Annotated in this window: 21 protein-coding genes and 1 pseudogene; 15 read left to right on the forward strand and 7 right to left on the reverse strand. The window is 64.1% G+C overall.

The window, feature by feature from the left end; translation table 11 throughout:
- Positions 1–79: 79 nt before the first annotated feature.
- The 9 genes from nuoG to LU688_RS17900 all read left to right on the forward strand — a co-directional run bounded on the left by nuoG (position 80) and on the right by LU688_RS17900 (position 12,262).
- The gene (gene nuoG, locus LU688_RS17860) at positions 80–2,794 is read left to right on the forward strand and encodes an NADH-quinone oxidoreductase subunit NuoG (RefSeq protein WP_038706424.1); all 2,715 of its coding nucleotides are present in this window, start codon (positions 80–82) and stop codon (positions 2,792–2,794) included.
- Positions 2,791–3,798 (forward strand): NADH-quinone oxidoreductase subunit NuoH, encoded by a 1,008-nt coding sequence (gene nuoH, locus LU688_RS17865; RefSeq protein WP_023631347.1) that lies wholly within the window; start codon positions 2,791–2,793, stop codon positions 3,796–3,798. Before nuoG ends, nuoH begins: the two co-directional genes overlap by 4 nt.
- A gap of 11 nt (positions 3,799–3,809) precedes the next feature.
- Entirely contained in the window at positions 3,810–4,358 is a 549-nt protein-coding gene (gene nuoI / locus LU688_RS17870) for an NADH-quinone oxidoreductase subunit NuoI (protein ID WP_016488223.1), read from the forward strand.
- A 10-nt stretch (positions 4,359–4,368) separates the two neighbouring features.
- Complete coding sequence (nuoJ, locus tag LU688_RS17875; protein WP_023631348.1) at positions 4,369–4,869, forward strand: NADH-quinone oxidoreductase subunit J; 501 nt, start codon at positions 4,369–4,371, stop codon at positions 4,867–4,869.
- 3 nt (positions 4,870–4,872) lie between these two features.
- Complete coding sequence (gene nuoK, locus LU688_RS17880; RefSeq protein ID WP_023631349.1) at positions 4,873–5,181, forward strand: NADH-quinone oxidoreductase subunit NuoK; 309 nt, start codon at positions 4,873–4,875, stop codon at positions 5,179–5,181.
- Positions 5,178–7,031, forward strand: coding sequence for an NADH-quinone oxidoreductase subunit L (gene nuoL / locus LU688_RS17885; RefSeq protein WP_023631350.1), 1,854 nt, complete (start codon positions 5,178–5,180; stop codon positions 7,029–7,031). The genes nuoK and nuoL overlap by 4 nt, the downstream gene beginning before the upstream one ends.
- A gap of 40 nt (positions 7,032–7,071) precedes the next feature.
- Positions 7,072–8,604, forward strand: a complete 1,533-nt coding sequence (gene nuoM, locus LU688_RS17890) for an NADH-quinone oxidoreductase subunit M (protein ID WP_160290583.1) — start codon at positions 7,072–7,074, stop codon at positions 8,602–8,604.
- Between the two features lie 7 nt (positions 8,605–8,611).
- A complete protein-coding gene (nuoN, locus tag LU688_RS17895; protein ID WP_038706426.1) occupies positions 8,612–10,081 on the forward strand; it encodes an NADH-quinone oxidoreductase subunit NuoN in 1,470 nt (489 codons plus the stop codon).
- Between the two features lie 129 nt (positions 10,082–10,210).
- On the forward strand, positions 10,211–12,262 hold the full coding sequence (locus LU688_RS17900) for a TonB-dependent receptor family protein (protein WP_160290582.1): 2,052 nt from the start codon (positions 10,211–10,213) through the stop codon (positions 12,260–12,262).
- A 24-nt stretch (positions 12,263–12,286) separates the two neighbouring features.
- Here LU688_RS17900 and LU688_RS17905 read toward each other — a convergent pair whose 3' ends face one another.
- Positions 12,287–13,351, reverse strand: a complete 1,065-nt coding sequence (locus LU688_RS17905) for an AI-2E family transporter (RefSeq protein ID WP_023631352.1) — start codon at positions 13,349–13,351, stop codon at positions 12,287–12,289.
- A 123-nt stretch (positions 13,352–13,474) separates the two neighbouring features.
- On the opposite strand from LU688_RS17905, the gene trhP reads away from it, so the two are divergent.
- The 6 genes from trhP (at position 13,475) to LU688_RS17935 (ending at position 19,533) form a co-directional block, all read left to right on the forward strand.
- A complete protein-coding gene (gene trhP / locus LU688_RS17910) occupies positions 13,475–14,809 on the forward strand; it encodes a prephenate-dependent tRNA uridine(34) hydroxylase TrhP (protein WP_094011335.1) in 1,335 nt (444 codons plus the stop codon).
- Between the two features lie 79 nt (positions 14,810–14,888).
- Positions 14,889–16,616, forward strand: a complete 1,728-nt coding sequence (locus tag LU688_RS17915) for a copper resistance system multicopper oxidase (protein WP_094011334.1) — start codon at positions 14,889–14,891, stop codon at positions 16,614–16,616.
- Positions 16,609–17,514, forward strand: a complete 906-nt coding sequence (locus tag LU688_RS17920) for a copper resistance protein B (RefSeq protein WP_038706428.1) — start codon at positions 16,609–16,611, stop codon at positions 17,512–17,514. The genes LU688_RS17915 and LU688_RS17920 overlap by 8 nt, the downstream gene beginning before the upstream one ends.
- Before the next feature lie 84 nt (positions 17,515–17,598).
- A complete protein-coding gene (locus LU688_RS17925; RefSeq protein ID WP_160290581.1) occupies positions 17,599–18,027 on the forward strand; it encodes a DUF411 domain-containing protein in 429 nt (142 codons plus the stop codon).
- The gene (locus LU688_RS17930; protein WP_023629647.1) at positions 18,027–18,464 is read left to right on the forward strand and encodes a YqaA family protein; all 438 of its coding nucleotides are present in this window, start codon (positions 18,027–18,029) and stop codon (positions 18,462–18,464) included. Before LU688_RS17925 ends, LU688_RS17930 begins: the two co-directional genes overlap by 1 nt.
- Positions 18,465–18,534: 70 nt before the next feature.
- Positions 18,535–19,533 (forward strand): alpha/beta fold hydrolase, encoded by a 999-nt coding sequence (locus LU688_RS17935; protein WP_094011332.1) that lies wholly within the window; start codon positions 18,535–18,537, stop codon positions 19,531–19,533.
- Positions 19,534–19,602: 69 nt separating this feature from the next.
- Here the strand turns inward: LU688_RS17935 and LU688_RS17940 are convergent, their stop codons facing one another.
- The 6 genes and pseudogenes from LU688_RS17940 to sctV all read right to left on the reverse strand — a co-directional run.
- On the reverse strand, positions 19,603–20,670 hold the full coding sequence (locus LU688_RS17940; RefSeq protein ID WP_160290580.1) for a hypothetical protein: 1,068 nt from the start codon (positions 20,668–20,670) through the stop codon (positions 19,603–19,605).
- Positions 20,671–20,889: 219 nt separating this feature from the next.
- Positions 20,890–21,711 carry a YopD family type III secretion system translocon subunit gene (locus LU688_RS17945; RefSeq protein ID WP_160290579.1) on the reverse strand — a complete coding sequence of 274 codons (822 nt, stop codon included), beginning with the start codon at positions 21,709–21,711 and terminating at the stop codon, positions 20,890–20,892.
- A 13-nt stretch (positions 21,712–21,724) separates the two neighbouring features.
- On the reverse strand, positions 21,725–22,891 hold the full coding sequence (gene sctE, locus LU688_RS17950) for a type III secretion system translocon subunit SseC family protein (RefSeq protein ID WP_160290578.1): 1,167 nt from the start codon (positions 22,889–22,891) through the stop codon (positions 21,725–21,727).
- A complete protein-coding gene (locus tag LU688_RS17955; RefSeq protein ID WP_094011329.1) occupies positions 22,881–23,378 on the reverse strand; it encodes a SycD/LcrH family type III secretion system chaperone in 498 nt (165 codons plus the stop codon). The genes sctE and LU688_RS17955 overlap by 11 nt, the downstream gene beginning before the upstream one ends.
- An 8-nt stretch (positions 23,379–23,386) precedes the next feature.
- Positions 23,387–24,334, reverse strand: a complete 948-nt coding sequence (locus LU688_RS17960) for a virulence-associated V antigen (protein ID WP_160290577.1) — start codon at positions 24,332–24,334, stop codon at positions 23,387–23,389.
- A gap of 162 nt (positions 24,335–24,496) precedes the next feature.
- Positions 24,497–26,512: pseudogene (gene sctV / locus LU688_RS17965) on the reverse strand (type III secretion system export apparatus subunit SctV); the annotation flags it as partial.

Consider the following 26,512-nt stretch of genomic DNA (forward strand, 5'->3'; position numbering starts at 1 on the left):
ACGACTCGAGGCCGGCCGCAAGCTCACCGATTTCCATTAGCCACGCCCGCTCACGCGGGCCAACGAAGAACTTTGAACAATGGCCACTATCCACGTAGACGGCAAAGCGCTCGAAGTCAACGGTGCGGACAACCTGTTACAGGCATGTCTGTCACTCGGCCTCGACATCCCCTATTTCTGCTGGCACCCGGCGCTCGGTAGCGTCGGCGCCTGCCGGCAGTGCGCGGTCAAGCAGTACACCGACGAGAACGACACCCGTGGTCGTATCGTCATGTCCTGCATGACCCCTGCCTCCGACGGCACCTGGATCTCCATCGACGATGAGGAGTCCAAGGCGTTCCGCGCCAGCGTCGTCGAATGGCTGATGACCAACCACCCGCACGACTGCCCGGTGTGCGAGGAAGGCGGTCACTGCCACCTGCAGGACATGACGGTAATGACCGGCCACAACGAGCGCCGCTACCGTTTCACCAAGCGTACCCACCAGAACCAGGACCTCGGCCCGTTCATCGCCCACGAGATGAACCGCTGCATCGCCTGCTACCGCTGCGTGCGCTACTACAAGGACTACGCCGGCGGCACCGACCTGGGCGTATACGGCGCCCACGACAACGTGTACTTCGGTCGCGTCGAAGACGGCGTGCTGGAAAGCGAGTTCTCCGGCAACCTCACCGAGGTCTGCCCGACCGGTGTGTTCACCGACAAGACCCACTCCGAGCGCTACAACCGCAAGTGGGACATGCAGTTTGCCCCGAGCATCTGCCATGGCTGCTCCAGCGGTTGCAACATCAGCCCCGGCGAACGCTACGGCGAACTGCGCCGCATCGAGAACCGCTTCAACGGCTCGGTGAACCAGTACTTCCTGTGCGACCGTGGCCGCTTCGGCTATGGCTACGTCAACCGCAAGGACCGTCCGCGCCAGCCACACCTGGCCGATGGCAGCAAGCTGTCCCTCGACGCCGCCCTGGACAAGGCCGCCGACCTGCTGCGCGGTCGCACCATCGTCGGCATCGGCTCGCCACGCGCCAGCCTCGAGAGCAACTACGGCCTGCGCGAGCTGGTCGGTGCCGAGTACTTCTACTCGGGCATGGAGGCTGGTGAGCTGGCCCGCGTACGCCTGGCGCTGGACGTGCTGAACAACAGCCCGCTGCCGGTGCCGACCCTGCGCGACATCGAAGACCACGACGCCGTGTTCGTGCTCGGCGAAGACCTGACCCAGACCGCCGCCCGTGTCGCCCTGGCCGTGCGCCAGGCCACCAAGGGCAAGGCCGAGGCCATGGCCGACGCCATGCGCGTGCAGCCTTGGCTGGACGCCGCGGTGAAGAACATCGGCCAGCACGCGCTGTACCCGCTGTTCATCGCATCCTTGGCTGAAACCAAGCTGGATGACGTTGCCGAAGAGTGTGTACACGCCGCTCCCGCCGACCTCGCCCGTATCGGTTTCGCCGTGGCCCATGCCATCGACCCGAGCGCGCCTGCCGTTGCCGGCCTGGACGACGAAGCCAAGGCCCTGGCCCAGCGCATCGCCGACGCCCTGGTCGCTGCCCAGCGCCCACTGGTCGTCGCCGGTACTTCGCTGGCCGACCCTGCGCTGATCGAAGCCGCCGCCAACATCGCCAAGGCCCTCAAGCTGCGCGAGAAGAACGGTTCGCTGAGCCTGGTCGTGCCTGAGGCCAACAGCCTCGGTCTGGCGATGATGGGCGGTGAGTCCGTCGACGCGGCGCTGGACGCCGTGATCAGCGGCAAGGCCGACGCCATCGTCGTGCTGGAAAACGACCTGTACGCCCGCGTACCGGCCGCCAAGGTCGACGCCGCGCTGGCTGCGGCCAAGGTGGTGATCGTCGCCGATCACTCGAAAACCCCGACCGTTGACCGTGCCCACCTGGTGCTGCCGGCGGCTTCGTTCGCCGAAGGCGATGGCACCCTGGTCAGCCAGGAAGGCCGTGCCCAGCGCTTCTTCCAGGTGTTCGACCCGCAATACCTGGACAGCAGCATCCAGATCCACGAAGGCTGGCGCTGGATGCACGCCCTGCGCGCGACCCTGCTGAACAAGCCGGTGGACTGGACCCAGCTGGACCACGTCACCAGCGCCTGCGCCGAAGCCGCACCGCAACTGGCCGGCATCGTCAACGCAGCACCTTCCGCCGCGTTCCGCATCAAGGGCATGAAGCTGGCCCGCGAGCCGCTGCGCTACTCGGGTCGTACCGCCATGCGCGCCAACATCAGCGTGCACGAGCCGCGTACCCCGCAGGACAAGGACACCGCGTTCGCCTTCTCCATGGAAGGCTACTCGGGTTCGGCCGAACCGCGTCAGCAGGTTCCGTTCGCCTGGTCGCCGGGCTGGAACTCGCCGCAAGCCTGGAACAAGTTCCAGGACGAGGTGGGTGGCCATCTGCGTGCCGGTGACCCAGGCGTACGCCTGATCGAGACCCAAGGCGACCGCCTGGGCTGGTTCACCGCCATCCCTGGCGCGTTCAACCCGGCTCGCGGCACCTGGACCGCGGTTCCGTTCTTCCACCTGTTCGGCAGCGAAGAGTCCTCCTCGCGCGCCGCTCCGGTGCAGGAGCGCATCCCGGCCGCCTACGTCGCCTTGGCCAAGTCCGAAGCCGACCGCCTGGGCGTCAACGACGGCGCGATGCTGAGCCTGAACGTGGCCGGTGTGTCGCTGCGCCTGCCGCTGCGTATCAATGAAGAACTGGGCGCTGGCCTGGTTGCGTTGCCCAAAGGCCTGGCCGGCATTCCGCCCGCCATCTTCGGTGCAGCCGTCGAAGGCCTGCAGGAGGCAGCACAATGAGCTGGTTCACCCCCGAAGTGATCGACGTGATCATTCAGGTCGTCAAGGCAATCGTGGTGCTGCTGGCCGTGGTGGTCTGCGGCGCGCTGCTCAGCTTCGTCGAGCGTCGCCTGCTGGGCTGGTGGCAGGACCGCTACGGCCCGAACCGGGTCGGCCCGTTCGGCATGTTCCAGATCGCCGCCGACATGCTGAAGATGTTCTTCAAAGAAGACTGGAACCCGCCCTTTGTCGACAAGGTGATCTTCACCCTGGCCCCCGTGGTCGCCATGAGCGCGCTGCTGATCGCCTTCTCGATCATCCCGATCACCCCGGGCTGGGGCGTGGCCGACCTGAACATCGGCCTGCTGTTCTTCTTCGCCATGGCCGGCCTGTCGGTCTACGCCGTGCTGTTCGCCGGCTGGTCGTCGAACAACAAGTACGCCCTGCTCGGCAGCCTGCGAGCTTCCGCGCAGACCGTATCGTACGAAGTGTTCCTGGGCTTGGCGCTGATGGGCGTGGTGGTGCAGGTGGGTTCGTTCAACATGCGCGACATCGTTGACTACCAGGCCCAGAACCTGTGGTTCATCATTCCGCAGTTCTTCGGCTTCTGCACCTTCTTCATCGCTGGCGTCGCCGTGACCCACCGTCACCCGTTCGACCAGCCGGAAGCGGAACAGGAACTGGCCGACGGCTACCACATCGAATACGCCGGCATGAAATGGGGCATGTTCTTCGTCGGTGAGTACATCGGCATCATCCTCATCTCGGCGCTGCTGGTGACCCTGTTCTTCGGTGGCTGGCACGGCCCGTTCGGCCTGCTGCCGCAGGTACCGTTCCTGTGGTTCGCCCTGAAGACCGCGTTCTTCATCATGCTGTTCATCCTGCTGCGCGCCTCGATCCCGCGCCCACGCTATGACCAGGTGATGGACTTCAGCTGGAAGTTCTGCCTGCCGCTGACCCTGATCAATTTGCTGGTGACCGCTGCGATCGTGCTCTACAACACGCCAGCCGTCGCGGCCCAGTGAGGATTTGACCCATGTTCAAGTATATCGGCGACATCGTTAAGGGCACCGGCACCCAGCTGCGCAGCCTGGCAATGGTGTTCTCCCACGGGTTCCGCAAGCGCGACACCCTGCAATACCCCGAAGAACCCGTGTACCTGCCGCCGCGCTACCGAGGCCGCATCGTCCTCACCCGCGACCCCGATGGCGAGGAGCGCTGCGTGGCGTGCAACCTCTGCGCGGTGGCCTGCCCGGTCGGCTGCATCTCGCTGCAGAAGGCCGAGACAGAGGACGGCCGTTGGTACCCCGAGTTCTTCCGCATCAACTTCTCGCGCTGCATCTTCTGCGGGCTGTGTGAAGAGGCGTGCCCGACCACCGCGATCCAGCTGACTCCGGATTTCGAAATGGCCGAGTTCAAGCGTCAGGATCTGGTGTACGAGAAAGAAGATCTGCTGATCTCCGGCCCCGGCAAGAACCCTGACTACAACTTCTACCGTGTTGCGGGCATGGCAATCGCTGGCAAGCCGAAAGGCGCTGCACAGAACGAAGCCGAGCCGATCAACGTGAAGAGCTTGCTCCCATAAGGACAGAAAGATGGAATTCGCTTTCTACTTCGCATCCGGTGTCGCCGTTGTCTCCACGCTGCGCGTGGTGACCGGCACCAACCCGGTGCACGCCCTGCTCTACCTGATCATTTCGCTGATCTCCGTGGCGATGATCTTCTTCTCCCTCGGTGCGCCCTTCGCCGGTGCCCTGGAAGTGATCGCCTACGCCGGCGCCATCATGGTGCTGTTCGTCTTCGTGGTGATGATGCTCAACCTCGGGCCGGCCTCGGTCGCCCAGGAGCGTGGCTGGCTCAAGCCGGGCATCTGGGCGGGGCCGGTGATCCTCGCCGCCCTGCTGCTGCTGGAGCTGCTCTACGTGCTGTTCGTCACCCCGTCGGGCGCTGCCATCAGCGGTACCACCGTCAGCGCCAAAGAGGTCGGCATCAGCCTGTTCGGCCCTTACCTGCTGGTGGTCGAACTGGCCTCGATGCTGCTGCTCGCGGCAGCCGTCACCGCCTTCCACCTGGGCCGCAACGAGGCGAAGGAGTAAATCATGGGTGCTATCCCTCTCGAGCATGGTCTGGCGGTCGCCGGCATCCTGTTCTGCTTAGGTCTGGTTGGCCTGATGGTCCGCCGCAACATTCTCTTCGTGCTCATGAGCCTGGAAGTCATGATGAACGCCGCTGCCCTGGCGTTCATCGTCGCCGGTGCCCGTTGGGTCCAGCCCGACGGCCAGGTGATGTTCATTCTGGTGATCAGCCTGGCAGCCGCCGAGGCCAGCATTGGCCTGGCGATCCTGCTGCAGCTGTATCGCCGCTTCCACACTCTCGACATCGATGCTGCCAGTGAGATGCGCGGATGAACCTTATCTTCCTGACGTTCGTATTCCCCCTGATCGGCTTCCTGCTGCTGTCGTTCTCGCGCGGGCGGTTCTCGGAGAACCTGTCGGCGCTGATCGGCGTCGGCTCGGTCGGTCTGTCGGCGGCCACCGCTGCCTACGTGATCTGGCAGTTCAACGTCGCCCCGCCTGAGGGCGGTGCGTACAGCCAGCTGCTGTGGCAGTGGATGTCGGTGGACGGCTTCGCGCCGAACTTCACCCTGTACGTGGATGGCCTGTCGGTCACCATGCTGGGCGTGGTCACCGGCGTCGGCTTCCTGATCCACCTGTTCGCTTCCTGGTACATGCGTGGCGAAGCCGGCTATTCGCGCTTCTTCTCGTACACCAACCTGTTCATCGCCAGCATGCTGTTCCTGGTGCTGGGCGACAACCTGCTGTTCATCTACTTCGGCTGGGAAGGCGTGGGCCTGTGCTCGTACCTGTTGATCGGTTTCTACTACAGCAACCGCAACAACGGTAACGCGGCGCTCAAAGCGTTCATCGTCACCCGTATCGGCGACGTGTTCATGGCCATCGGCCTGTTCATCCTGTTCGTCCAGCTGGGCACGCTGAACGTGCAGGAACTGCTGGTACTGGCACCGCAGAAGTTCCAGGCCGGTGACACCTGGATGGTCCTGGCCACTCTGATGCTGCTGGGTGGCGCGGTCGGTAAATCGGCCCAGCTGCCGCTGCAGACCTGGCTGGCCGACGCGATGGCCGGCCCGACCCCGGTTTCGGCACTGATCCACGCCGCCACCATGGTGACCGCGGGCGTGTACCTGATCGCCCGTACCAACGGCCTGTTCCTGCTGGCGCCGGATGTCCTGCACCTGGTAGGTGTTGTCGGTGGCGTGACCCTGGTGCTGGCCGGTTTCGCTGCGCTGGTACAGACCGACATCAAGCGTATCCTCGCCTACTCGACCATGAGCCAGATCGGCTACATGTTCCTGGCCCTGGGCGTCGGCGCCTGGGACGCGGCGATCTTCCACCTGATGACCCACGCCTTCTTCAAGGCCCTGCTGTTCCTTGCCTCGGGTGCGGTGATCGTTGCCTGCCACCATGAGCAGAACATCTTCAAGATGGGCGGCCTTTGGAAGAAGCTGCCGCTGGCCTATGCCAGCTTCGTGGTCGGTGGCGCCGCCCTGGCCGCCCTGCCGATCCTGACCGTGGGCTTCTACTCCAAGGACGAGATCCTCTGGGAAGCCTTCGCCAGCGGCAACAGCGGCCTGCTGTACGCCGGCCTGGTCGGCGCGTTCATGACCTCGCTGTACACCTTCCGCCTGATCTTCATCGCCTTCCACGGCGAAGCCAAGACCGAAGCCCACGCCGGCCACGGCATCAGCCACTGGCTGCCGCTGGGCGTGCTGATCGTGCTGTCGACCTTCGTCGGCGCCTGGATCCACCCGCCACTGGCAGGCGTGCTGCCTGAAAGCGCCGGTCACGCCGGTGGCGAAGCCAAGCACTCGCTGGAAATCGCCTCGGGCGCCATCGCCATCGCCGGTATCCTGCTGTCGGCCCTGCTGTTCCTGGGCAAGCGTCGCCTGGTCACCGCGATCGCCAACAGTGGTATCGGTCGCGTCCTGTCGGCCTGGTGGTTCGCCGCCTGGGGCTTCGACTGGATCTACGACAAGCTCTTCGTCAAACCTTACCTGCTGATCAGCCACATCCTGCGCAAGGATCCGGTTGACCGCAGCATCGGCCTTATTCCTCGCCTGGCTCGCGGCGGTCACGTTGCCATGAGCAAGACCGAGACCGGCCAGTTGCGCTGGTACACCGCTTCGATCGCCGTCGGTGCCGTACTGGTACTCGGTGCCGTGGTAGTGGCCGCGGTATGACCATGAATCTTGCGACTTTGCCAAAGGAAACCAACCCGTCATGATTTTGCCTTGGCTGATCCTGATCCCCTTCATCGGCGGCTTCCTGTGCTGGCTGGGTGAGCGCTTCGGCTCCACCCTGCCGCGCTGGATCGCGCTGCTGACCATGTCCCTGCTGCTCGGCATCGGCCTGTGGCTGTGGGCGAACGGCAACTACACCCTGGCCCCGGCGCCGGGCGCCGAACCGGCCTGGGCCCTCGAATACAAGGTCGAGTGGATCAAGCGCTTCGGCATCAGCATCCACCTGGCCCTCGACGGCCTGTCGCTGCTGATGATCCTGCTTACCGGCCTGCTCGGCGTGCTGTCGGTGCTGTGCTCGTGGAAAGAGATCCAGCGCCACGTCGGCTTCTTCCACCTCAACCTGATGTGGATCCTCGGCGGCGTGGTCGGTGTGTTCCTGGCGCTCGACCTGTTCCTGTTCTTCTTCTTCTGGGAAATGATGCTGGTGCCGATGTACTTCCTCATCGCGCTCTGGGGTCACAGCTCGGCCGATGGCAAGAAGACGCGGATCTACGCGGCGACCAAGTTCTTCATCTTCACCCAGGCCAGCGGCCTGATCATGCTGGTGGCGATCCTCGGCCTGGTGCTGGTCAACTACAACAGCACCGGCGTGATCACCTTCAACTACAGCGACCTGCTCAAGGCCGAGCTGCCGGCCCGCATCGAATACATCCTGATGCTGGGCTTCTTCATCGCCTTCGCGGTGAAGCTGCCGGTTGTGCCGTTCCACTCCTGGCTGCCTGACGCCCACGCCCAGGCGCCGACCGCCGGTTCCGTGGACCTGGCCGGTATCCTGCTGAAGACCGCGGCCTACGGCCTGCTGCGCTTCGCCCTGCCGCTGTTCCCGAACGCCTCGGCCGAGTTCGCGCCGATCGCCATGACCCTGGGCCTGATCGGTATCTTCTACGGTGCCTTCCTGGCCTTCGCGCAGACCGACATCAAGCGCCTGATCGCCTTCTCCAGCGTCTCGCACATGGGCTTCGTGCTGATCGGCATCTACTCCGGCAGCCAGCAGGCCCTGCAAGGCGCGGTGATCCAGATGCTGGCCCACGGCCTGTCGGCCGCTGCGCTGTTCATTCTGTCCGGCCAGCTGTACGAGCGCCTGCACACCCGTGACATGCGCCAGATGGGTGGCCTGTGGCACCGCATCGCGTATCTGCCAGCCATCAGCCTGTTCTTCGCCGCCGCCTCGCTGGGCCTGCCGGGTACCGGCAACTTCGTCGGCGAGTTCCTGATCCTGATCGGCAGCTTCGCCCACGTGCCATGGATCACCGTGATCGCCACCACCGGCCTGGTGTTCGGCTCGGTGTACTCGCTGATCATGATCCACCGCGCCTACTTCGGCCCGGCCAAGGCCGACACCGTGCTGGCCGGCATGGACAGTCGCGAGCTGATCATGGTGCTGGGCCTGGCTGGCCTCTTGATCCTGCTGGGCGTGTATCCGCAGCCGTTCCTCGACACCTCTGCCGCCACCATGAGCGGTGTGCAGCAGTGGCTCGGTTCCGCTTTCACTCAACTCGCTTCGGCCCGGTAAGAGCGCTATGGAATTCACCACTCAACACTTCATCGCATTGGCGCCGATGCTGATCACCACCATCACCACGGTGGTGGTGATGCTGGCGATCGCCTGGAAGCGCAACCACTCGCAGACCTTCCTGCTGTCCACCGTGGGCCTGAACCTGGCCCTGCTGTCGATCCTGCCGGCACTCAAGGTTGCACCGCTGGCGGTCACTTCGCTTGTGACCATCGACAAGTTCGCCTGCCTGTACATGGCGATCATCCTGGTGGCCACCCTGGCCTGCGTCACCCTCGCCCACGCCTACCTCGGCGAAGGCTCCAAAGGTTTCCCGGGCAACCGGGAAGAGCTGTACCTGCTGCTGCTGATGTCGGCACTGGGCGGCCTGGTGCTGGTCAGCGCCAACCACCTGGCCGGCCTGTTCATCGGCCTGGAGCTGCTGTCGGTGCCGGTCTACGGCCTGGTGGCGTATGCGTTCTTCAACAAGCGCTCGCTTGAAGCCGGCATCAAGTACATGGTGCTGTCGGCCGCCGGCTCCGCCTTCCTGCTGTTCGGCATGGCCCTGCTTTACGCCGACGCCGGCAGCCTGACCTTCGATCAGCTGGGCAAGGCCCTGGCCGCCACCAGCATGCCGAGCCTGCTGGCGCAGTTGGGCCTGGGCATGATGCTGGTGGGCCTGGCCTTCAAGCTGTCGCTGGTACCGTTCCACCTGTGGACCCCGGACGTGTACGAAGGCGCCCCGGCGCCAGTGGCCGCATTCCTGGCCACCGCCAGCAAGGTCGCGGTATTCGCCGTGGTCGTGCGCCTGTTCATGCTCTCCCCCGCCGCCAGCAGCGGCGTGCTGAGCACCGTACTGGCAGTCATCGCCGTGGCGTCGATCATCATCGGCAACCTGCTGGCGCTGACCCAGAGCAACCTCAAGCGTCTGCTCGGTTACTCGTCCATCGCCCACTTCGGCTACCTGGTCATCGCCCTGGTCGCCAGCAAGGGCCTGGCCCTGGAAGCCATGGGCGTGTACCTGGTCACCTACGTGATCACCAGCCTCGGCGCCTTCGGCGTGATCACCCTGATGTCCTCGCCATACGCCGGCCGTGACGCCGACGCCCTGTACGAGTACCGCGGCCTGTTCTGGCGCCGTCCGTACCTGACCGCGGTACTGACCGTGATGATGCTGTCGCTGGCCGGTATCCCGCTGACCGCAGGCTTCATCGGCAAGTTCTACATCATCGCCACCGGCGTCGAGTCGCACCTGTGGTGGCTGGTCGGCGCCCTGGTGATCGGTAGCGCCATCGGCGTGTACTACTACCTGCGTGTCATGGTCACCCTGTACCTGGTCGAGCCGAACCTGCGTCGCCACGACGCCCCGCTGAAGTGGGAACAGCGCACCGGCGGCGTGATGCTGCTGGCCATCGCGATCCTTGCCTTCGTGCTGGGCGTGTACCCGCAGCCGCTGCTGGAGATGGTGCAGCAGGCTGGATTGCAACTGATCGGTTGATCGGCTGACAGCAATACAAGACACCCCGCCTCGGCGGGGTGTTTTTTTGAGGTCCTATAGATCGTCCCCTGTGCTTCGGCTGCCCTTTGCAGCGTCAGACTCCCGCACCCGATCTGGAACCCCGTCCCCATGCGCCCCACCCTGCCCTACTCCCTGCTGGCCCTGTTCGTCGCCGGCTCCGCCCAGGCCGCCAACCGCGTCGAGCTCGACCAGGTGCTGATCCAGGACCATCAACAGTCCGAGCTGGAAGCCGCCGCCGATCACCTGCGTGATATCCCCGGCGCCAGCAACCTGGTGGACATGGACAAGGTGGGCCAGGGCCGGGTGGCGACCAATCAGGATGTGCTGGCCTACCAGCCGGGAGTGTTCGCCCAGTCAGCGGGTAACGACGGCATCAAGCTGTCGATCCGTGGTTCGGGCATCAACCGCGCGCCGGGTGCCCACGGCTCGGGCGTCTACACGATGTTCGACGGCCTGCCGCTGACAGGCCCCGGCGGCACGCCCTATGAACTGTTCGAACCGCTTTGGCTGAGCCGCGCCGAAGTGCTGCGCGGTGCCAACGGTTTCGACCAGGGCTCGCTGGCCCTGGGCGGCGCGATCAACTACGTGACCCACACCGGCTACGATGCCGCGCCTTTGCAGGTGCGCTACGAAGTCGGCAGCCGTGGCTACCAGCGCCGGCACATCAGCTCCGGGCAGGTGCTGGGCAACCTCGACTATTACGTAGCGCTTACCGACGCCGAATACGACGGCTTCCAGCGGCACAGCAGCGGCAGCGCCAAGGGCATCGCCGCCAACGTCGGCTATCGCTTCAATCCGAATCTTGAGACGCGCTTCTACCTGCGCTACCGCGAGACCGAGAACGACCTGGCCGGGCGCCTGACCAAGGATCAGATCAAGCACGATGCGCGCGCGGCAAACCCGGCCTACCTGGCCCGCGATGACCGCCGCCCGCAACCGGGCAGCACCTGGGTCGGCAACAAGACCACCTTCTTCCTGGATGACGACTCGCGCCTGGAGGCGGGGCTGGTCTATCACGACTATCCCATGGACCTGCGCGAAGGCCCGATGCGCCTGAAGGTCGCCTACACCGATGTCAGCGGCACGCTGAACTACTTGCGGCGTGACACCCTGTTCGGCCATGAGAGCAAGACCACCCTGGGCTGGCGCACCACCAAGCACCTGCCCAACAGCGGCGCCTCGCAGTTCGCCCGCCCTGGCGGCGACAATTTCGGGGCCCGCACCCGCGACTTCAGCTACCAGGGCTCGGACACTGTGTTGCATGCAGGCAACGATCTGGAGCTGATTCCGAACCTGTGGCTGACCACGGGCCTGGCGATGATCTACACCCGCCGTGAAAGCGACGTCACCTATCCAAGCAGTGGCGGCAAGGTCAGCCAGCATGACTGGGATTATGCGCCACGGCTGGGCCTGCGCTACGACATCCGCCCGGACCTGCAGGTCTACGGCAATCTCAGCCGCTCGGTGGAGCCGCCGCACCCGTGGTCGCTGGTCTGGAGCGCGCCGGTAAACAACCAGCCGATGAAGATGCAGAACCAGACCGCCACCACCCTGGAACTGGGCGCCCGCGGTGATTCCGCGCTGGGGCGCTGGAACCTGGCCTGGTACTACGCCCAGGTACGTCATGAGCTGCTAAACGTGGAAGTCGTGCAAGGCTTGCCGTTCAAGGAGTTCAACGCCAGCCCCACCGTGCACCAAGGCATCGAAGCCGGCCTGGACAGCCTCCTCTGGGAACAATCCGGCACCGGCAAGCTCAGCCTGCGCCAGGCCTACACCTTCAGCGATTTCCACTACCGTGACGACGACAAGTTCGGCGACAACCGCCTGCCCGGCATTCCCATGCACTACTACCAGGCCGAACTGCGCTACGACTGGCCGAGTGGTTTCTACGCCGGAATCAACACGCAGATGGCGTCCAAGGTGCAGGTGGACTACGCCAACAGCTACCACGCCGACGCCTACGCACTGCTCGGCGCACGCCTGGGCTGGGATTCGCCCAAGCGCGACTGGCAGACCTGGCTCGACTTGCGCAACCTGACCAACAAGCGTTACGCGGCGACGGTGACCCCGGGGTACAACGATGCCGGGCAGGACATCGCCCGCTCGACGCCGGGGGAAGGGTTCGGGGTTTATACCGGGGTTTCCTACAGCTTCCGGTGACCCCGGGGGCGCCTTGCGCCCCATTCAAGACGGCAACTGCACCTGCGGCTTGGTCGAGGCAAAGATCGCCCAGCTGGAAATGAACAACGCCGCGATCAACGGGCCGATCACAAACCCGTTGAGCCCGAACACCGCCAACCCGCCCAGGGTCGAAACCAATACCAGGTAATCCGGCATGCGCGTGTCCTTGCCCACCAGGATTGGCCGCAACAGGTTGTCCACCAGGCCGATCACCAGCACCCCGAACGCTGTCAGCACGATCCCCTTCCACAGCGCCCCGACCAGCACGAAGTACACCGCCACTGGCGCCCAGACGATCCCCGCGCCCACCGCCGGCAGCAACGACAGGAACGCCATCAGCACCGCCCACACCAGCGCGCTGGGGATATCCAGTATCCAGAAGATCAAGCCACCCAGCGCACCCTGGGTGATCGCCACCAGCAGGTTGCCCTTGACCGTGGCCCGCACCACGCGCTTGAACTTCAACTGCAGCCGGCGTTTCTGCTGCTCGGGCAGTGGCACCGCCTGGCGCACCTTGCGCGCCAGCTCCGCCCCCTCGCGCAGGAAGAAGAACAGCAGGTACAGCATGATGCCGAAGCTCACCAGGAACTCGAAGGTGCCCTGGCCGAAGCTGAAGGCCTGGCCGGCAAGGAACTGGCTGCCCTGGGTCGCCCACTTGGTGATCTTGTCGCGCAGGCCATCGAGGTTGCCCATGCCCATGCGGTCGAGGAAATGCTGGACATAGGCCGGCAACATATCCTTGCCCCGTTCGATATAGCCGGCGATATCCAGCTGGCCACTCTCGATGCGCTGGTACAACGCTGCCCCCTCCTGTACCAGCAGGGCGCTGATGATGATCACCGGCAGCACCGCCACCAGCAGGCAGGTGGCCAGGGCCGCCGCCGTGGCCAGGTTGCGTCGCCCGCCACAGCGCAGCAACAAGTGGCGTTGCAGCGGTGCGAAGAGAATGCCGAGGATCACTGCCCAGAAGATCGCGCCGGAATACGGCAACATGATCCAGATGAAGGCGATGGTCACCAAGGCCAACAACACGGTCAGGGCTTTGTTCTGCAGGACGGTCTCGTTCATCGGCGTTCCTCGTGGGCTCAACCATTTAGTGCACAGCGCATCGGTAAAAGTGCCGTTGATCCAGATCAATACCTGCACGGCGGCGCCGACTTAGCATCCGCGCCTTTTGCCCCCGGTGCGCACATGACCTCTTCCGCCAAGCCCGAACTGCTAGCCCCCGCCGGCACCCTCAAGACCATGCGCTATGCTTTCGCCTATGGCGCCGACGCGGTCTACGCTGGCCAGCCGCGCTACAGCCTGCGGGTACGCAACAACGAGTTCGATCACGCCAACCTGTCCCTCGGCATCCAGGAGGCCCAGGCCCAGGGCAAGCGCTTCTACGTAGTGGTCAACATCGCCCCGCACAACGCCAAGCTCAAGACCTTCCTCAAGGACCTGGCGCCGGTGATCGAGATGGGTCCGGACGCGCTGATCATGTCCGATCCTGGGCTGATCATGCTGGTTCGCCAGCACTTCCCGCAGATGCCCATCCACCTCTCGGTGCAGGCCAACACGGTGAACTGGGCCAGCGTGAAGTTCTGGCAGGGCATGGGGCTGACCCGGGTGATCCTGTCGCGGGAGCTGTCGCTGGAAGAGATCGAGGAGATCCGCCAGCAAGTACCAGAAATGGAACTGGAGGTGTTCGTGCATGGCGCGCTGTGCATGGCTTACTCCGGACGCTGCCTGCTGTCGGGCTACCTGAACAAGCGCGATGCCAACCAGGGCACCTGCACCAATGCCTGCCGCTGGAAATATGAGGCGACCCCGGCCACCGAGAACGCCACCGGCGACATCGTCCGCGAATTCGAACCCACGCTGGGCATCGGCGCCCCCACTGACCAGGTATTCCTGTTGCAGGAGTCCAACCGTCCGGGCGAAGAGATGCCGGCATTCGAGGACGAACACGGCACCTACATCATGAACGCCAAGGACCTGCGCGCCATCCAGCACGTCGAGCGCCTGGCACATATGGGCGTGCATTCGCTGAAGATCGAAGGTCGTACCAAATCGCACTTCTACTGCGCCCGCGCCGTGCAGTCCTACCGCCAGGCCATCGACGACGCAGTGGCCGGGCGGCCATTCGACCGCGGTTTGATGGTCAACCTCGAATCCCTCGCCCAGCGCGGCTACACCGAAGGCTTTCTGCGCCGCCACGTGCACGACGAGTACCAGAACTACCAGCGCGGCAATTCGCTGTCCGAGCGCCAGCAGTTCGTCGGCGAGCTGACCGGGGTGCGCGTGGACGGCCTGGCCGAAGTGAAGGTGAAGAACCGTTTCGCCGTGGGCGACCATCTGGAACTGATGACTCCGCGCGGCAACTACCACTTCGACCTGCACCGCCTGTGCGACCGTCAGCAGCAGGCCATCGAGGTGGCGCCGGGCGATGGCCATGTGGTCTACCTGCCGATCCCCGAGCAGGTGTCCCTGGAATTCGGCTTGCTGATGCGCGACCTGGAAGGCGCCGAGGCCGCTGCCTGACAAATCTGTAATCCACGCCTCAGGTGGCTGACAGGCGCTGGCGGCAAGGATGGTGGCAATTTCGTAGCGAGAGCACGCCATGCCACCGACTCCAACCCGCCGCACCTTCGTCAAGGGCCTGGGCGCCGCCACCGCCCTGGCCGGCCTTGGCCTGTGGCGCCCGCTGGCCCAGGCAGCAGAGGGGCGCTTGCCGCTGCACGACCTGAGTGGACAGCAGTTCGAGCTGTTCATCGGCCAGACCCCGGTCAACATCACCGGCCGCCCGCGCACCGCGCAGACCATCAACGCCAGCCTGCCCGGCCCGCAGCTGCGCTGGCGCGAGGGCGACACCGTCACCCTGCGCGTGCGCAACCGCCTGGACCAGGCCACCTCGATCCACTGGCACGGCATCATCCTGCCAGCCAACATGGACGGCGTGCCGGGCCTTAGCTTCGCCGGCATCGAACCTGGTGGCGACTACCTCTACCAGTTCACCCTGCGCCAGAGCGGCACCTACTGGTACCACAGCCACTCCGGCTTGCAGGAGCAGGCCGGCGTGTACGGCGCCATCGTCATCGATCCCCGCGAACCTGAGCAGCACAGCTACCAGCGCGATCATGTGCTGCTGTTCAGCGACTGGTCGGACCAGGCGCCGGAAGCGCTGATGGCCACGCTGAAGAAACAGTCCGACGCCTTCAACTACCACAAGCGCACGGTGGGTGACTTCATAAACGATGTCGCCGAAAGCGGCTGGCGCAACACCCTCGACAACCGCTGGGCCTGGGCGAAGATGCGCATGAGCCCCACCGACCTCGCCGACATCAGCGCCGCCGGCTACACCTACCTGCTCAATGGCCAGCCACCGGACGGCAACTTCACCTGCCTGTTCCAGCCCGGCGAGACCGTGCGCCTGCGCCTGATCAACGCCTCGGCGATGACCTATTTCGACTTCCGCATTCCCGGCCTGACACTCACAGTGATCGCCGCCGATGGCCTGCCGGTGACCCCGGTGACCGTGGATGAGCTGCGCATCGCCGTGGCCGAGACCTACGATGTGCTGGTCACCGTGGGCGACCTGCCCGCCTATACCTTGTTCGCCCAGAGCATGGACCGCACCGGCTTCGCCCGTGGCACCCTGGCCCGCGCCGCCGGATTGCAAGCTCAAGTGCCCGAGCCGGATCCACGCCCGGTGCTGAGCATGGACGACATGGGGCATGGCGGCATGGGCCAGATGGACCATGCGAACATGCCGGGGATGGACCACGGCAGCATGGCGGGCATGGACCACTCGGCCATGGCCATGATGCAAAGCCATCCAGCCAGCGAAACCGACAACCCGCTGGTGGACATGCAAACCATGGCGCCCCGCGCCAACCTGGCCGACCCAGGCATCGGCCTGCGCGACAACGGCCGCCGAGTGCTGACCTACGCCGACCTGCGCAGCCCCTACCCCGATCCGGACGGACGCGAGCCATCGCGGGACATCGAACTGCACCTGACCGGGCACATGGAACGCTTCGCCTGGTCGTTTGACGGCATCAAGTTCAGCGATGCCGAGCCGCTGCGTCTGAAGTATGGCGAGCGGGTGCGCATCACCCTGGTCAACGACACCATGATGACCCACCCCATCCACCTGCATGGCATGTGGAGCGACCTGGAAGATGAACAAGGGCGCTTCCTGGTACGCAAGCACACCCTCGACATCCCTCCCGGCAGCCGGCGCAGCTACCGTGTGACCGCCGACGCCCTGGGCCGCTGGGCCTACCACTGCCACCTGCTCTACCACATGGAGACCGGCATGTTCCGCGAGGTACGGGTCGATGAATGAGAACCGCAACCGCAGCTTCGCCACCGGTGTCGCGCTGCTGGCCTTGCTGGTCAGTGAACGGGCACTGGCCACGGGTATGGACCACATGAACCATGGCACCATGCCAATGGATCACGGCCAGGTGAACCATGGCAGCATGCCCATGGACCACAGCCTGATGAACCACGCGGCGACGCCCCCCGACCAACCACGCACACCCTTGCCGGTAGTCACCGACGCCGACCGCCGCGCCGCCTTCCCGCCGCTGCCGGGGCATCAGGTGCACGACCGGGCAACCAACTGGGCAGTGATCGTCGACCAGCTGGAGTACCAGAACTTCGAAAACAGTGGCGCCCTGAACTGGAACGCCACCGCCTGGGTCGGCGGCGATATCGACCGCCTGTGGCTGCGCAGCGAGGGTGAACGTGAACAGGGCAAGACCCACAAGGCCGAGCTGCAGGCACTCTGGGGCCATGCCATCAGCCCCTGGTGGGAGCTGGTCGGCGGTGTACGCCAGGACTTCAAGCCCGCCAGCGGCCAGGCCTGGGCCGCCTTCGGCATCCAGGGCACGCCGCTCTACGGCCTGGAGCTGGAAGCCACCGCCTACGCCGGCGAGCGGCAGCAGACCGCGCTGCGCCTGGAGGTCGCTTACGCTATGCTGCTGAGCAATCGCTGGGTCCTCGAGCCGACCGTCGAAGCCAACTTCTTCGGGCGCAACGACGCCGGGCGCGAGCAAGGCGCGGGGCTTGCAGAAAGCGAGGTGGGCCTGCGCCTGCGCTACGAGATCACCCGGGCGTTCGCGCCCTATGTCGGGGTCAGCTTCAACCGCCTGCACGGCAACCGCGCCGAGCAGGCCCGAGCGAATGACGAGGACAGCGGCCAGACCCGGTGGGTGGCCGGGGTCCGCCTGCGTTTCTAAGGTTTGACGCCGGTCCTTTATGAGCCGCTCCTACAGAGTCGGCGCTGATCAACCAGATATGTCTAGTTTCACAGGAGCTTCACCATGCTGCGCAAACACCTGCTCACCCTCGGCCTGCTGGCCATCACCGGCCTGGCCCAGGCCGCCGAGACCATCGACGTCTACCGCGACCCCAACTGCGGATGCTGCAAGGAATGGATCAAGCACCTGAGCGACAATGGCTTCACCGTCAACGACCATGTCGAGCCGGACATGAGCGCGGTCAAGCAGCGCCTGGGCGCGGCGCCACGCCTGGCCTCGTGCCACACCGGGGTAATCAACGGCAAGTTCGTCGAAGGCCATGTGCCGGCCGAGCAGGTACGCCTGCTGGCCAACCGCGCCGACCTCAAGGGCCTGGCCGTGCCCGGCATGCCCATGGGCTCGCCGGGCATGGAGATGGGTGACCACAAGGACGCCTACCAGGTCATCGGCGTGACCCAGGACGACCGCGACACCGTGGTCGCCATCTACTGATGCTCGGCCTTTGGGCGCTGTTCCTCAGCGCCTTCGGCGCCGCGACCCTGCTGCCACTGCAATCGGAGGCGGTGCTGGTCGGGCTGCTGCTTCGCGACCCGCAAGCCTGGGCCACCCTGCTGCTGGTCGCCACGCTCGGCAATGTGCTGGGCTCCATCGTCAACTGGCTGCTGGGCCGGGCCATCGAGCACCTGCGCGACAAGCGCTGGTTCCCGTTCAGCGCCCGCCAGCTGGAGCACGCCCAGCAGCGCTACCAGCGCTGGGGGCAATGGTCGTTGCTGCTGAGCTGGATGCCGGTGATCGGCGACCCGCTCACCCTGATCGCCGGGATCATGCGCGAACCCTTCTGGCGCTTCGTGCTGCTGGTCACCCTCGCCAAGGGTGGGCGCTACATCGTGGTGGCGATGGTCACCCTGGGCTGGTTTCATACTGGGTAACACCTTTCACGGCGGGTAACCGCCAGCGGCTGCTACAGTCGCTCTTTCCCCAACTGGACGGAGTGCTGTCATGCTGCGCGCAACTGCCCTGGCCCTGGCCTGTCTGATTACCGGCGCGGCCATCGCCGCCGAACCGCCAACCTACGGCAAGCAACTCGAAGGCTTCGCCTACCCGTATCCGTTGCAGCACTTCGACTTCCAGTCCCAGGGCCAGGCCTTGCAGATGGGCTACATGGACGTGCCCGCCAAGGGCACGGCCAACGGCCACAACGTGGTGCTGATGCACGGCAAGAACTTCTGCGCCGCCACCTGGCAAACCACCCTCGATGCGCTGAGCCAGGCCGGCTATCGGGTCATCGCCGTGGACCAGATCGGCTTTTGCACCTCGAGCAAACCCGCACATTACCAATACAGCTTCCAGCAACTGGCCGACAACACCCATGCGTTGCTGGCCAGCCTGGGGGTGAACAAAGCCATCGTACTCGGCCACTCCACCGGCGGCATGCTCGCCACTCGCTACGCCCTGATGTACCCGCAGCAGGTGGAACGCCTGGCCATGGTCAATCCCATCGGCCTGGAGGACTGGAAAGCCCTGGGGGTGCCCTATCGCACCGTGGATCAATGGTATGCCCGGGAGCTGAAGCTCGACGCCGAGGGCGTGCGCAACTATGAGCGCGCTACCTACTATGCCGGGCGCTGGAAGCCCGAGTACGAACGCTGGGTGCAGATGCTGGTGGGGCTGAACAAGGGCCCGGGGCACGAGGCGGTGGCATGGAATTCGGCGTTGATCTACGACATGATCTTCACCCAGCCGGTGGTGCACGAGTTCAAGGACCTGAAGATGCCGACGCTGTTGCTGATCGGTGACCAGGACACCACGGCCATCGGTAGCGATATCGCCACCCCCGAGGTGAAGGCCATGCTGGGCAGGTACAAGACCCTGGGACCGCAGGTGGCCGGGTTGATTCCGAAGGGGGACCTGGTGACCTTCGAAGGGCTCGGACATGCCCCGCAGATCGAGCAACCCGAGCGGTTCCACAAGGCGCTGATCGACTGGCTGGGGCGCTGAAGCCCCAAGCCAGTGGTGCCGCTAATGTGGTGTTTTGCAAATACCACCAGTTAGTTGTGAAACACCCTACTAGGCCCCGCGAGCCACGGGCAGCGCCTCGAGTTGGCGAACGGCGGAGGTACACCTTCTCTCCAGCGTATCCGTCATCGCCATCGCCCGGAAACCTGCAAGCGGCACGGGCTCCTGCTTCAGATGCCCGAAAAGCTCGCCGAAGGTATGAGTCTGCCCCAGCGCCGTGTGCTCCAGCACCATCGCGGCGATCTTCTGCTCGGACGCACTGCCCTGCCCTACCAGCGACTCGAAATGCCCGAACAGTCGTGACAGCGGGCCCACAGGATCCTGCAGTGACCTCATCACCGCGTGGAAGTCATCGAGCTTCGGTAGCTTGCCGTCAGCGCCTAAACCGAACGTCACCTCCTTCAAAGCCTTGGCAGCATCAATTGCGCCATCGGTCGGTATCTCGGTTGGCGCAACCCGCTCGATGGCCTGCGCCTGGAATGCATCGTCCAGGCTACTGGCGGCCAGTGCCGGCTCCGTAACCCGCGCCGCCCCGTTCGCCTCTTCGTTGTTGCTTGCCGCTGGCAGCGTAGGCTGTTGCGCAAACCGCTCGATGAACTGTGTTTCGACATCCTTGACGAACGCGACCACTGCGGCGGCCCCAACCTGATCAGGATCAGGGAACTCGGCGAATTGCGCGGCGAGGAATCCGACCGCTTCGAGTACCTTGCCCGCGGCCTCTGGATCCCTCTGCATCAGCTTGGTATTGCTCTCGGAATTCGATTCGATGAACGAAAATTCCTGGGCGAACTTGAGCTTGTTGATGCCTGTATCTACCTGCAACTCGGGGACGAGGCGCCCAAGCGAGCTGATATTAGAGAACAGGCAACTGGTGCTGCGCATGATATTGCTGCCCTCCAGGTGTATGTGGTAATTGGCCATGAACTGTTCAAGCGAGACTTCTTCCAGCTTGGCCGTTATGCCTCTGGCTTGCGACCTCGTCACCTCAGACAGCCCATTGGCCATTCCCTCGTTCAATGAACTCATCACACCCGGCGCCGGCGTCGTAGCCTGTTTGGCATCCTTCGCCACACCGGTGCGAAAGCCAAGAAATTCAGCAACGGCAATGAACAGACGCATCAGGATGCCATGTGTTAGCGATGCTTCGTGGTGAGCCAGCCGCTGGGCGGACTCGGTGGTTCTGAGCTGTGCGCAGTCACTGCGCTCATTGACTGGGCTGGAGTAAAGCTGATGTACCCCACCCATGGAAATCGCGTCTGGCACTTTAAAAACCTCTATCAAATTCTTGAAAAAAACCTACGCCCTGACTCACGCGCGCCTGCATGCTTCCCGGCGAGCTCAAGCCATGACCCCTGCAGCCCTGAATCCTTGGCTGTCGTTACGCAGGATCTCCTGAATGAGCTGACGCACCTGGTCGATCACTTTCGCCAGGTCATCGGTGTTGCGCTGGAACAGCTCCTTCTGGTTGCCAGCAACCGCTGCTTCAAGCTCCTGTTCCTTGGCCCTCGCATCCTGCAGCGACTTCATGGCATGGGCGATGCCGGTGCCGAACGCAGCCCCGCTTTGCGCCACGCCATTGAGTGTGTGCAGGCCAGTGTTACGGGTATCGATGCCGTTCTGCAGATGCTTGACCTCAATCCGGTTCGCGCCGATCTGCTGCTTCCAAGCCACTGCCACCTCGCCAGGCTGAGCGTATCTGGCCGCATGACTGGCTTGTTCCAGCCCCTTGATCGCGCTTGCATCCCTCAGGTTTCTGGCCATGCCGGTAGTGCCGCTGGTCAGGGTGAACATGCCCAATGCGCCACTGACGGCCGCCGAAGCGAACAGCGCGTTGCTGGCGTTTCTCATCCAGCCGATCTGCTCCTTGCCGGCCTGCACGCTGACCTCGGCCTGTGTTCTGCGCCCTTGGGCGTTACCGTCGCGCACCTGCATGGCAGCGCTGAGAATGGCCAGCAGGCAATGCACATCCTGCCTGCAGGGCATCGTCTGTGGCGCATCCAGGCCGATTTGCCCTGGCCGCTCGCCGGTCTTCTCTTGCGCTGCCGGGTTGGGCATGGCCAGCATCGCCCACAAGGGCTTCGGGGCATTGTGCCCCTTGATGAGCGATGACGGAGCTTCCACGGCGGGCGATTGATCGATGTTGGTAATAGACAGACTCATGATTGCTCCTTGATCAGGCGATGACGTTTAGACAGGCGATATCCGCGCAGGCGTTGTGGCGTGCGCTCAGCATTTCCAGCAGTTGCTCGAAGCGTTGCTGCTTCTTTGCGAGTAGTTGGTCAAGTTCCTTGGCCAGCTGCTCGAGATAAGCGTGGCCCTGCTCGAGCACCAGGCGTGTTTCGGCCAGTTGCGCCTCGCTGCGCAGCGCCAGTCCTTGCATGAACGAACTGGCCGCCTCACTCGCGCTCGACAGCGTGGCGGTCGCCATGCTGACACCGGTCATGGTCATCTGCAGCTTGGCTTGGGAACCTGCGCTGGCAACCGAGGCGCTCCCGCTGGAGGCCACACTCTGGATTTTCTGGCCCACCGAGAGGGCAACCTGTGCAGCCTTGCCACTCACCTTGCCGGCCAGTTTGGCGGCAACCACCGCAAGGCTGCCGCCAACGGTCAGCACCACCGAGGCAAGCGCCAGCGCGACTTCCACAGCCATCAGCACAGGCCCGAGGTATTTCATCACTTCTTTTGAGATATGCCCGTCCTCGGCCGCCTGTTTCAACGACATGGACACTATCCCCATGACGCCACCGGCGATCATCAGGGCGCCCGCCACGGCGCCCAGCCCGGTCGCAACCAGCACCGTGCCGACCACGATGGACACGATGGCCGCCGCCCAGCCGAAGACCTTGTCGAATACGCTCGCCGTGCCGGCGTCCTGGTGACGCTGGTTCACCTCTGCCAATTTCTGCGCGTTGAGCGCCATCTGCTGGCGGTTCTGCTCGGTCATCTGCCGAACCTGCTGCAAATTGAGTTCGGTCTGGCGGGCGCCCAACCGGCTCAGCAATTCAGTGAGGCGGATATCCAGCTCGGCATCGGAGATCTCTCCGGCAAGCTGCCCGAGGATCAATGCCCCGACATCGGGTACCGTGGCCAATGCCGGCTGCATGAGGTGGCCAGGGTCGACACTTTTATCGAGCAGGCCATGAAGGTGTCGTGCTGTCGCCAAGGATTCCTCAATCAACGGAGGGTCCAGCCTGATACTACGATCAGGCTGCGCTGGCATGTCCACCGGGACCCTGCCGGTATCGCCTGGCAAGCGGACGGCAGTGCCAGTCACGGGCGCTTCAATCTCGCTTGCAGCCGCGATCTCCCGTGGTTCAGCGCCAAAATGTTCAATTCGCACGGCGTGTAGCCTCCTTCTGTCGCAATGCCTCGAGCAGCGCCTGCGCCCTGCTCGCCAAGCCGCCATGTTCAACGCTCTCGGCCAAGGCCTGGGCATGTTCGTAGCCGCTGCGCGCCGAAACCAGATCACCCAGATGCTGTTGGCATTCAGCGGCATGCAAGCAAAAGCGCGGGTCCTGCGGCGCGAGCATTGCGCCGTAGGCGTAGGCCGGCAGTGCCTCCTGATAACGCTGCAACCCCTGGTAACTGGCTGCCACCCCGAGAAATGCCCGGGCGTCGTAGTGGTCGAGCGCCGCCAGCCCTTTGAACATCGTCAAGGCATCCTCCAACCGCCCCGCCTGGTAGAAGCCGAATGCCTGGGCATAGAGCGTTTCAAGCTGTGCCGCGCCAATCCCGCGTAACATGGCGAACGTGCCGCCCTCGGCGAAGAAGCTTTCAATCGCCTCGGTCTCGCTGGCATCGGCGCCTGTCGGTTGAGCTGCACTCATCAATCACCTCAGTTCTGCATAATCTTCGACAGCATCGAGAACCACGTCTCGACGAACTTCATCATCACCTCGGTAGAGGTGGTGTAGCGCGACCCCGCGTCATTGAGCAGGGTGGTCTTCTCGGTCACCCTGTCATTGACGATACGCGTGCGATCGCTCAAGGCCTGGGAGAAGTTGGCAAGCGGGTTGTTGTCCTTGTGCCAGGTGTATTCCGCTTTCAGGTCATCCATCGGTCCGCTGACCCTGTGTCGCCGATGAACACTGCTATCGGGCGACAGGCCGGTGGGCTTGGCTGCCAGGAACTGCTGTACCGTCACCGCGGCAGTGCCGTACGAAGCAAGTAATCGATGTTCAGGGCTGGTTTCCCAGGCAGCCGCATCCAGGTCGTACAACTTCGGGTCGAAGAGGTTGAAGCCCGGGTCCTGAAGATCGAAGGTGCCCTTGTCTGCCATGACCACGTTGACCTTGGACTGGATCACGCTGAAGATCTTCAGCTCTGCGGTGAGGCTTTTCAGCTGCTCACTCAGCTCTGTACGCTCGGTTTTCTGCTTGCGCATGCGTAAACCCATCGCCGCCATCACCAGCTCGTCCATGCTTAGCCGTTCGCCCAGGTTCACCAACTGCAGGGGAGCGCCCGGCAACCACGCCGCATAGGCTTGCAGCAACTGGATCAGGGCATCGGCTGGGTCGTCGGGCAGAGGATCGGGCAGCAGGCTGTCGAAGTAGGACCGGCTTTGCGCCAATCGCGCCTGCCCTTCGGGGCCCAGCAAGGTCTCGATGACCTGCCGCCGCTGCTCGCGGCTCAATGGCAGGCCATGATCATCCGCAGCCGTGATCGCTTTCTGGTCGAGAAAGCACTCCACCCTCTGGATATCGACCCAGATCTGCGGGGGTGCCACGCGATCAACAGGCGGCAAGGGGGCTAGGCGGTTGAATGCGTCGATAGAGCTGTTCATCATCTGTTTCCGGTTGGCTGGGTACCCCGTCTCAAGGTAAGGCTGGCCATGACCAGGCTGAGGTACCGACAGATGAAGTCTATTGAGGTGGTGGCGACCATTCCGTCAGGCCCGGTCGCGATTTTGTAGTTCAGGGGTATGGTTTCTGACGCCAGAATGGCGTCAACCAATGCGCCCTAGTGGCTGGATGTTGATCTGCGTCGTGAGCTCCTGAAAGGACAGCACAGGCAGGTCTGAACAAACGCCTTCGACCAACTTGCGCACATAGCGTCGGATGTCCATGGACACCACCAGCACGGGCTTTGCCTGGGCTTCATGCAGGTTGCCCAGCGCTGCCTTTAGCTGGGCGAGAAAGGCATCGCTCTGCGCAGGTTCCAAGGCCAGGTAGCTGCCGGCGCTGGTCTGCCGGATGCCGTTGCGGATCATCTCTTCGGCCGACGGATCGAGCAGGTAGGCCGGCAGCAGGTTGTGGCCACTGGCATACTTGTAGCAGATATAGCGTTTGAGGCTGCTGCGCACATATTCGACCAGCTGCACCACGTCCTTTTCCTTCTGCCCCCACTCCACCATGGCCTCGAGGATCGAACGCATGTTGCGGATCGATATGCCCTCGCTCACCAGCCGCTGAAAGACCTCGGTGATTCGCTGCAATGGCAGGATCCGCTGAACCTCCTTGACCAGCTCACCATAGCCCTGCTCCATCTGCTCCAGCAGGTAGCGGGTTTCCTGGATGCCGATGAAATCCCCAGCGTATTCGCACAGCACATGGGACAGGTGCCAGGCGAGCACCTGGTCGACCGCCAGGAAGGCACAGCCGGCACGCGCCAGGCGATCACGCTCGCTCTGCTCCACCCAAAGGCTCGCACGTCCAGGCAAGAGCGCTTCGCCTTCTACGTAGGGCACGCCGACAAGCTCCAACTGGCTGAGCTTCTCCTGAACCAGAAGACACCCAGGCTTCAGCCTGCCTCGCGCCACCGGCACTTCCTGCAACAGGATGCGGTACTCCCCAGGGCCGAGCGCGCTATTGAAACGCAGGCGGATACCAGGGAACGGCACGCCATGGTCCAGATAGAGCGCCTGGCGGACCCGTGCCAGTTCATCGTTCAACGAAGCGGCTTCCAGGGCGGCTTGCAACTCGCTGTCCACATCGATGAGCAAGGGCACCGTCAGGGCAAAGACCTGCGGATCGCCGCCCGCCTTCGCCTTGCCAGCGGGTTTCAGCGCGGGAGCGCCGGCACCATTGGCCAGCAACGCCGGCAGACCGCCGCCGTGCTGTTGGCCTGCCTCTTCGACCCGCCGCTGGCGAATCGCCCACCAGCCTCCGCCGCCGACCATCAACGCGAGCATGAAGAACGTTACTGTCGGGAAGCCCGGGATGAGTGCGAACAACCCCAGCAAGGCGCCACCGATCAGCAGCGCCTTGGGCTGCGCCATGACCTGGCTGCCGATGTTCGCCCCCAGGTCATGGGCACCTTGACCGTCGCGGGTGACGATGATTCCCGCGGTGATGGCGATCAACAACGCCGGCACCTGGCTGACCATGCCGTCGCCGACGGTGAGCACCGCGTAGACCTGCAGCGCATCAGCCGCGCCCATGCCCTTCTGCATCACGCCGATGGCCAGGCCAGCCAGCAGGTTGACGATAATGATCACCAGCCCGGCGATAGCATCACCCTTGACGAACTTCATCGCGCCATCCATGGCACCGAACATCTGGCTGGCCTTCTCCACCTCGCCACGGCGCTCACGGGCCTCGTTGACGTCGATGACCCCGGCGCGCAAGTCGCCGTCGATGCTCATCTGCTTGCCCGGCATGGCGTCGAGGGAAAACCGCGCGCTGACTTCCGCTACCCGCTCGGCGCCCTTGGTGATGACCAGGAACTGCACGATGGTGATGATCAGGAACAGGATGCAGCCCACCACCAGGTTGCCACCCACCACAAAGTCGCCGAAAGTCTGCACGATCTGCCCGGCATCGGCTTCCAGCAGGATCATCCGCGTGGTACTGATCGACAGCGCCAGGCGAAACAGCGTGGTGACCAGCAGCACCGAGGGGAACACCGAGAAATGCAATGGCGAGACCACATACACCGACATCATCAGCAGCACCACGGCGATGGTGATGTTCAGCGCGATCAGCAGGTCCAGCAGCAGGGGCGGCAGTGGCAGGATCATCAT

This window comes from Pseudomonas soli, assembly GCF_021283165.2.
GTDB lineage: Bacteria > Pseudomonadota > Gammaproteobacteria > Pseudomonadales > Pseudomonadaceae > Aquipseudomonas > Aquipseudomonas soli.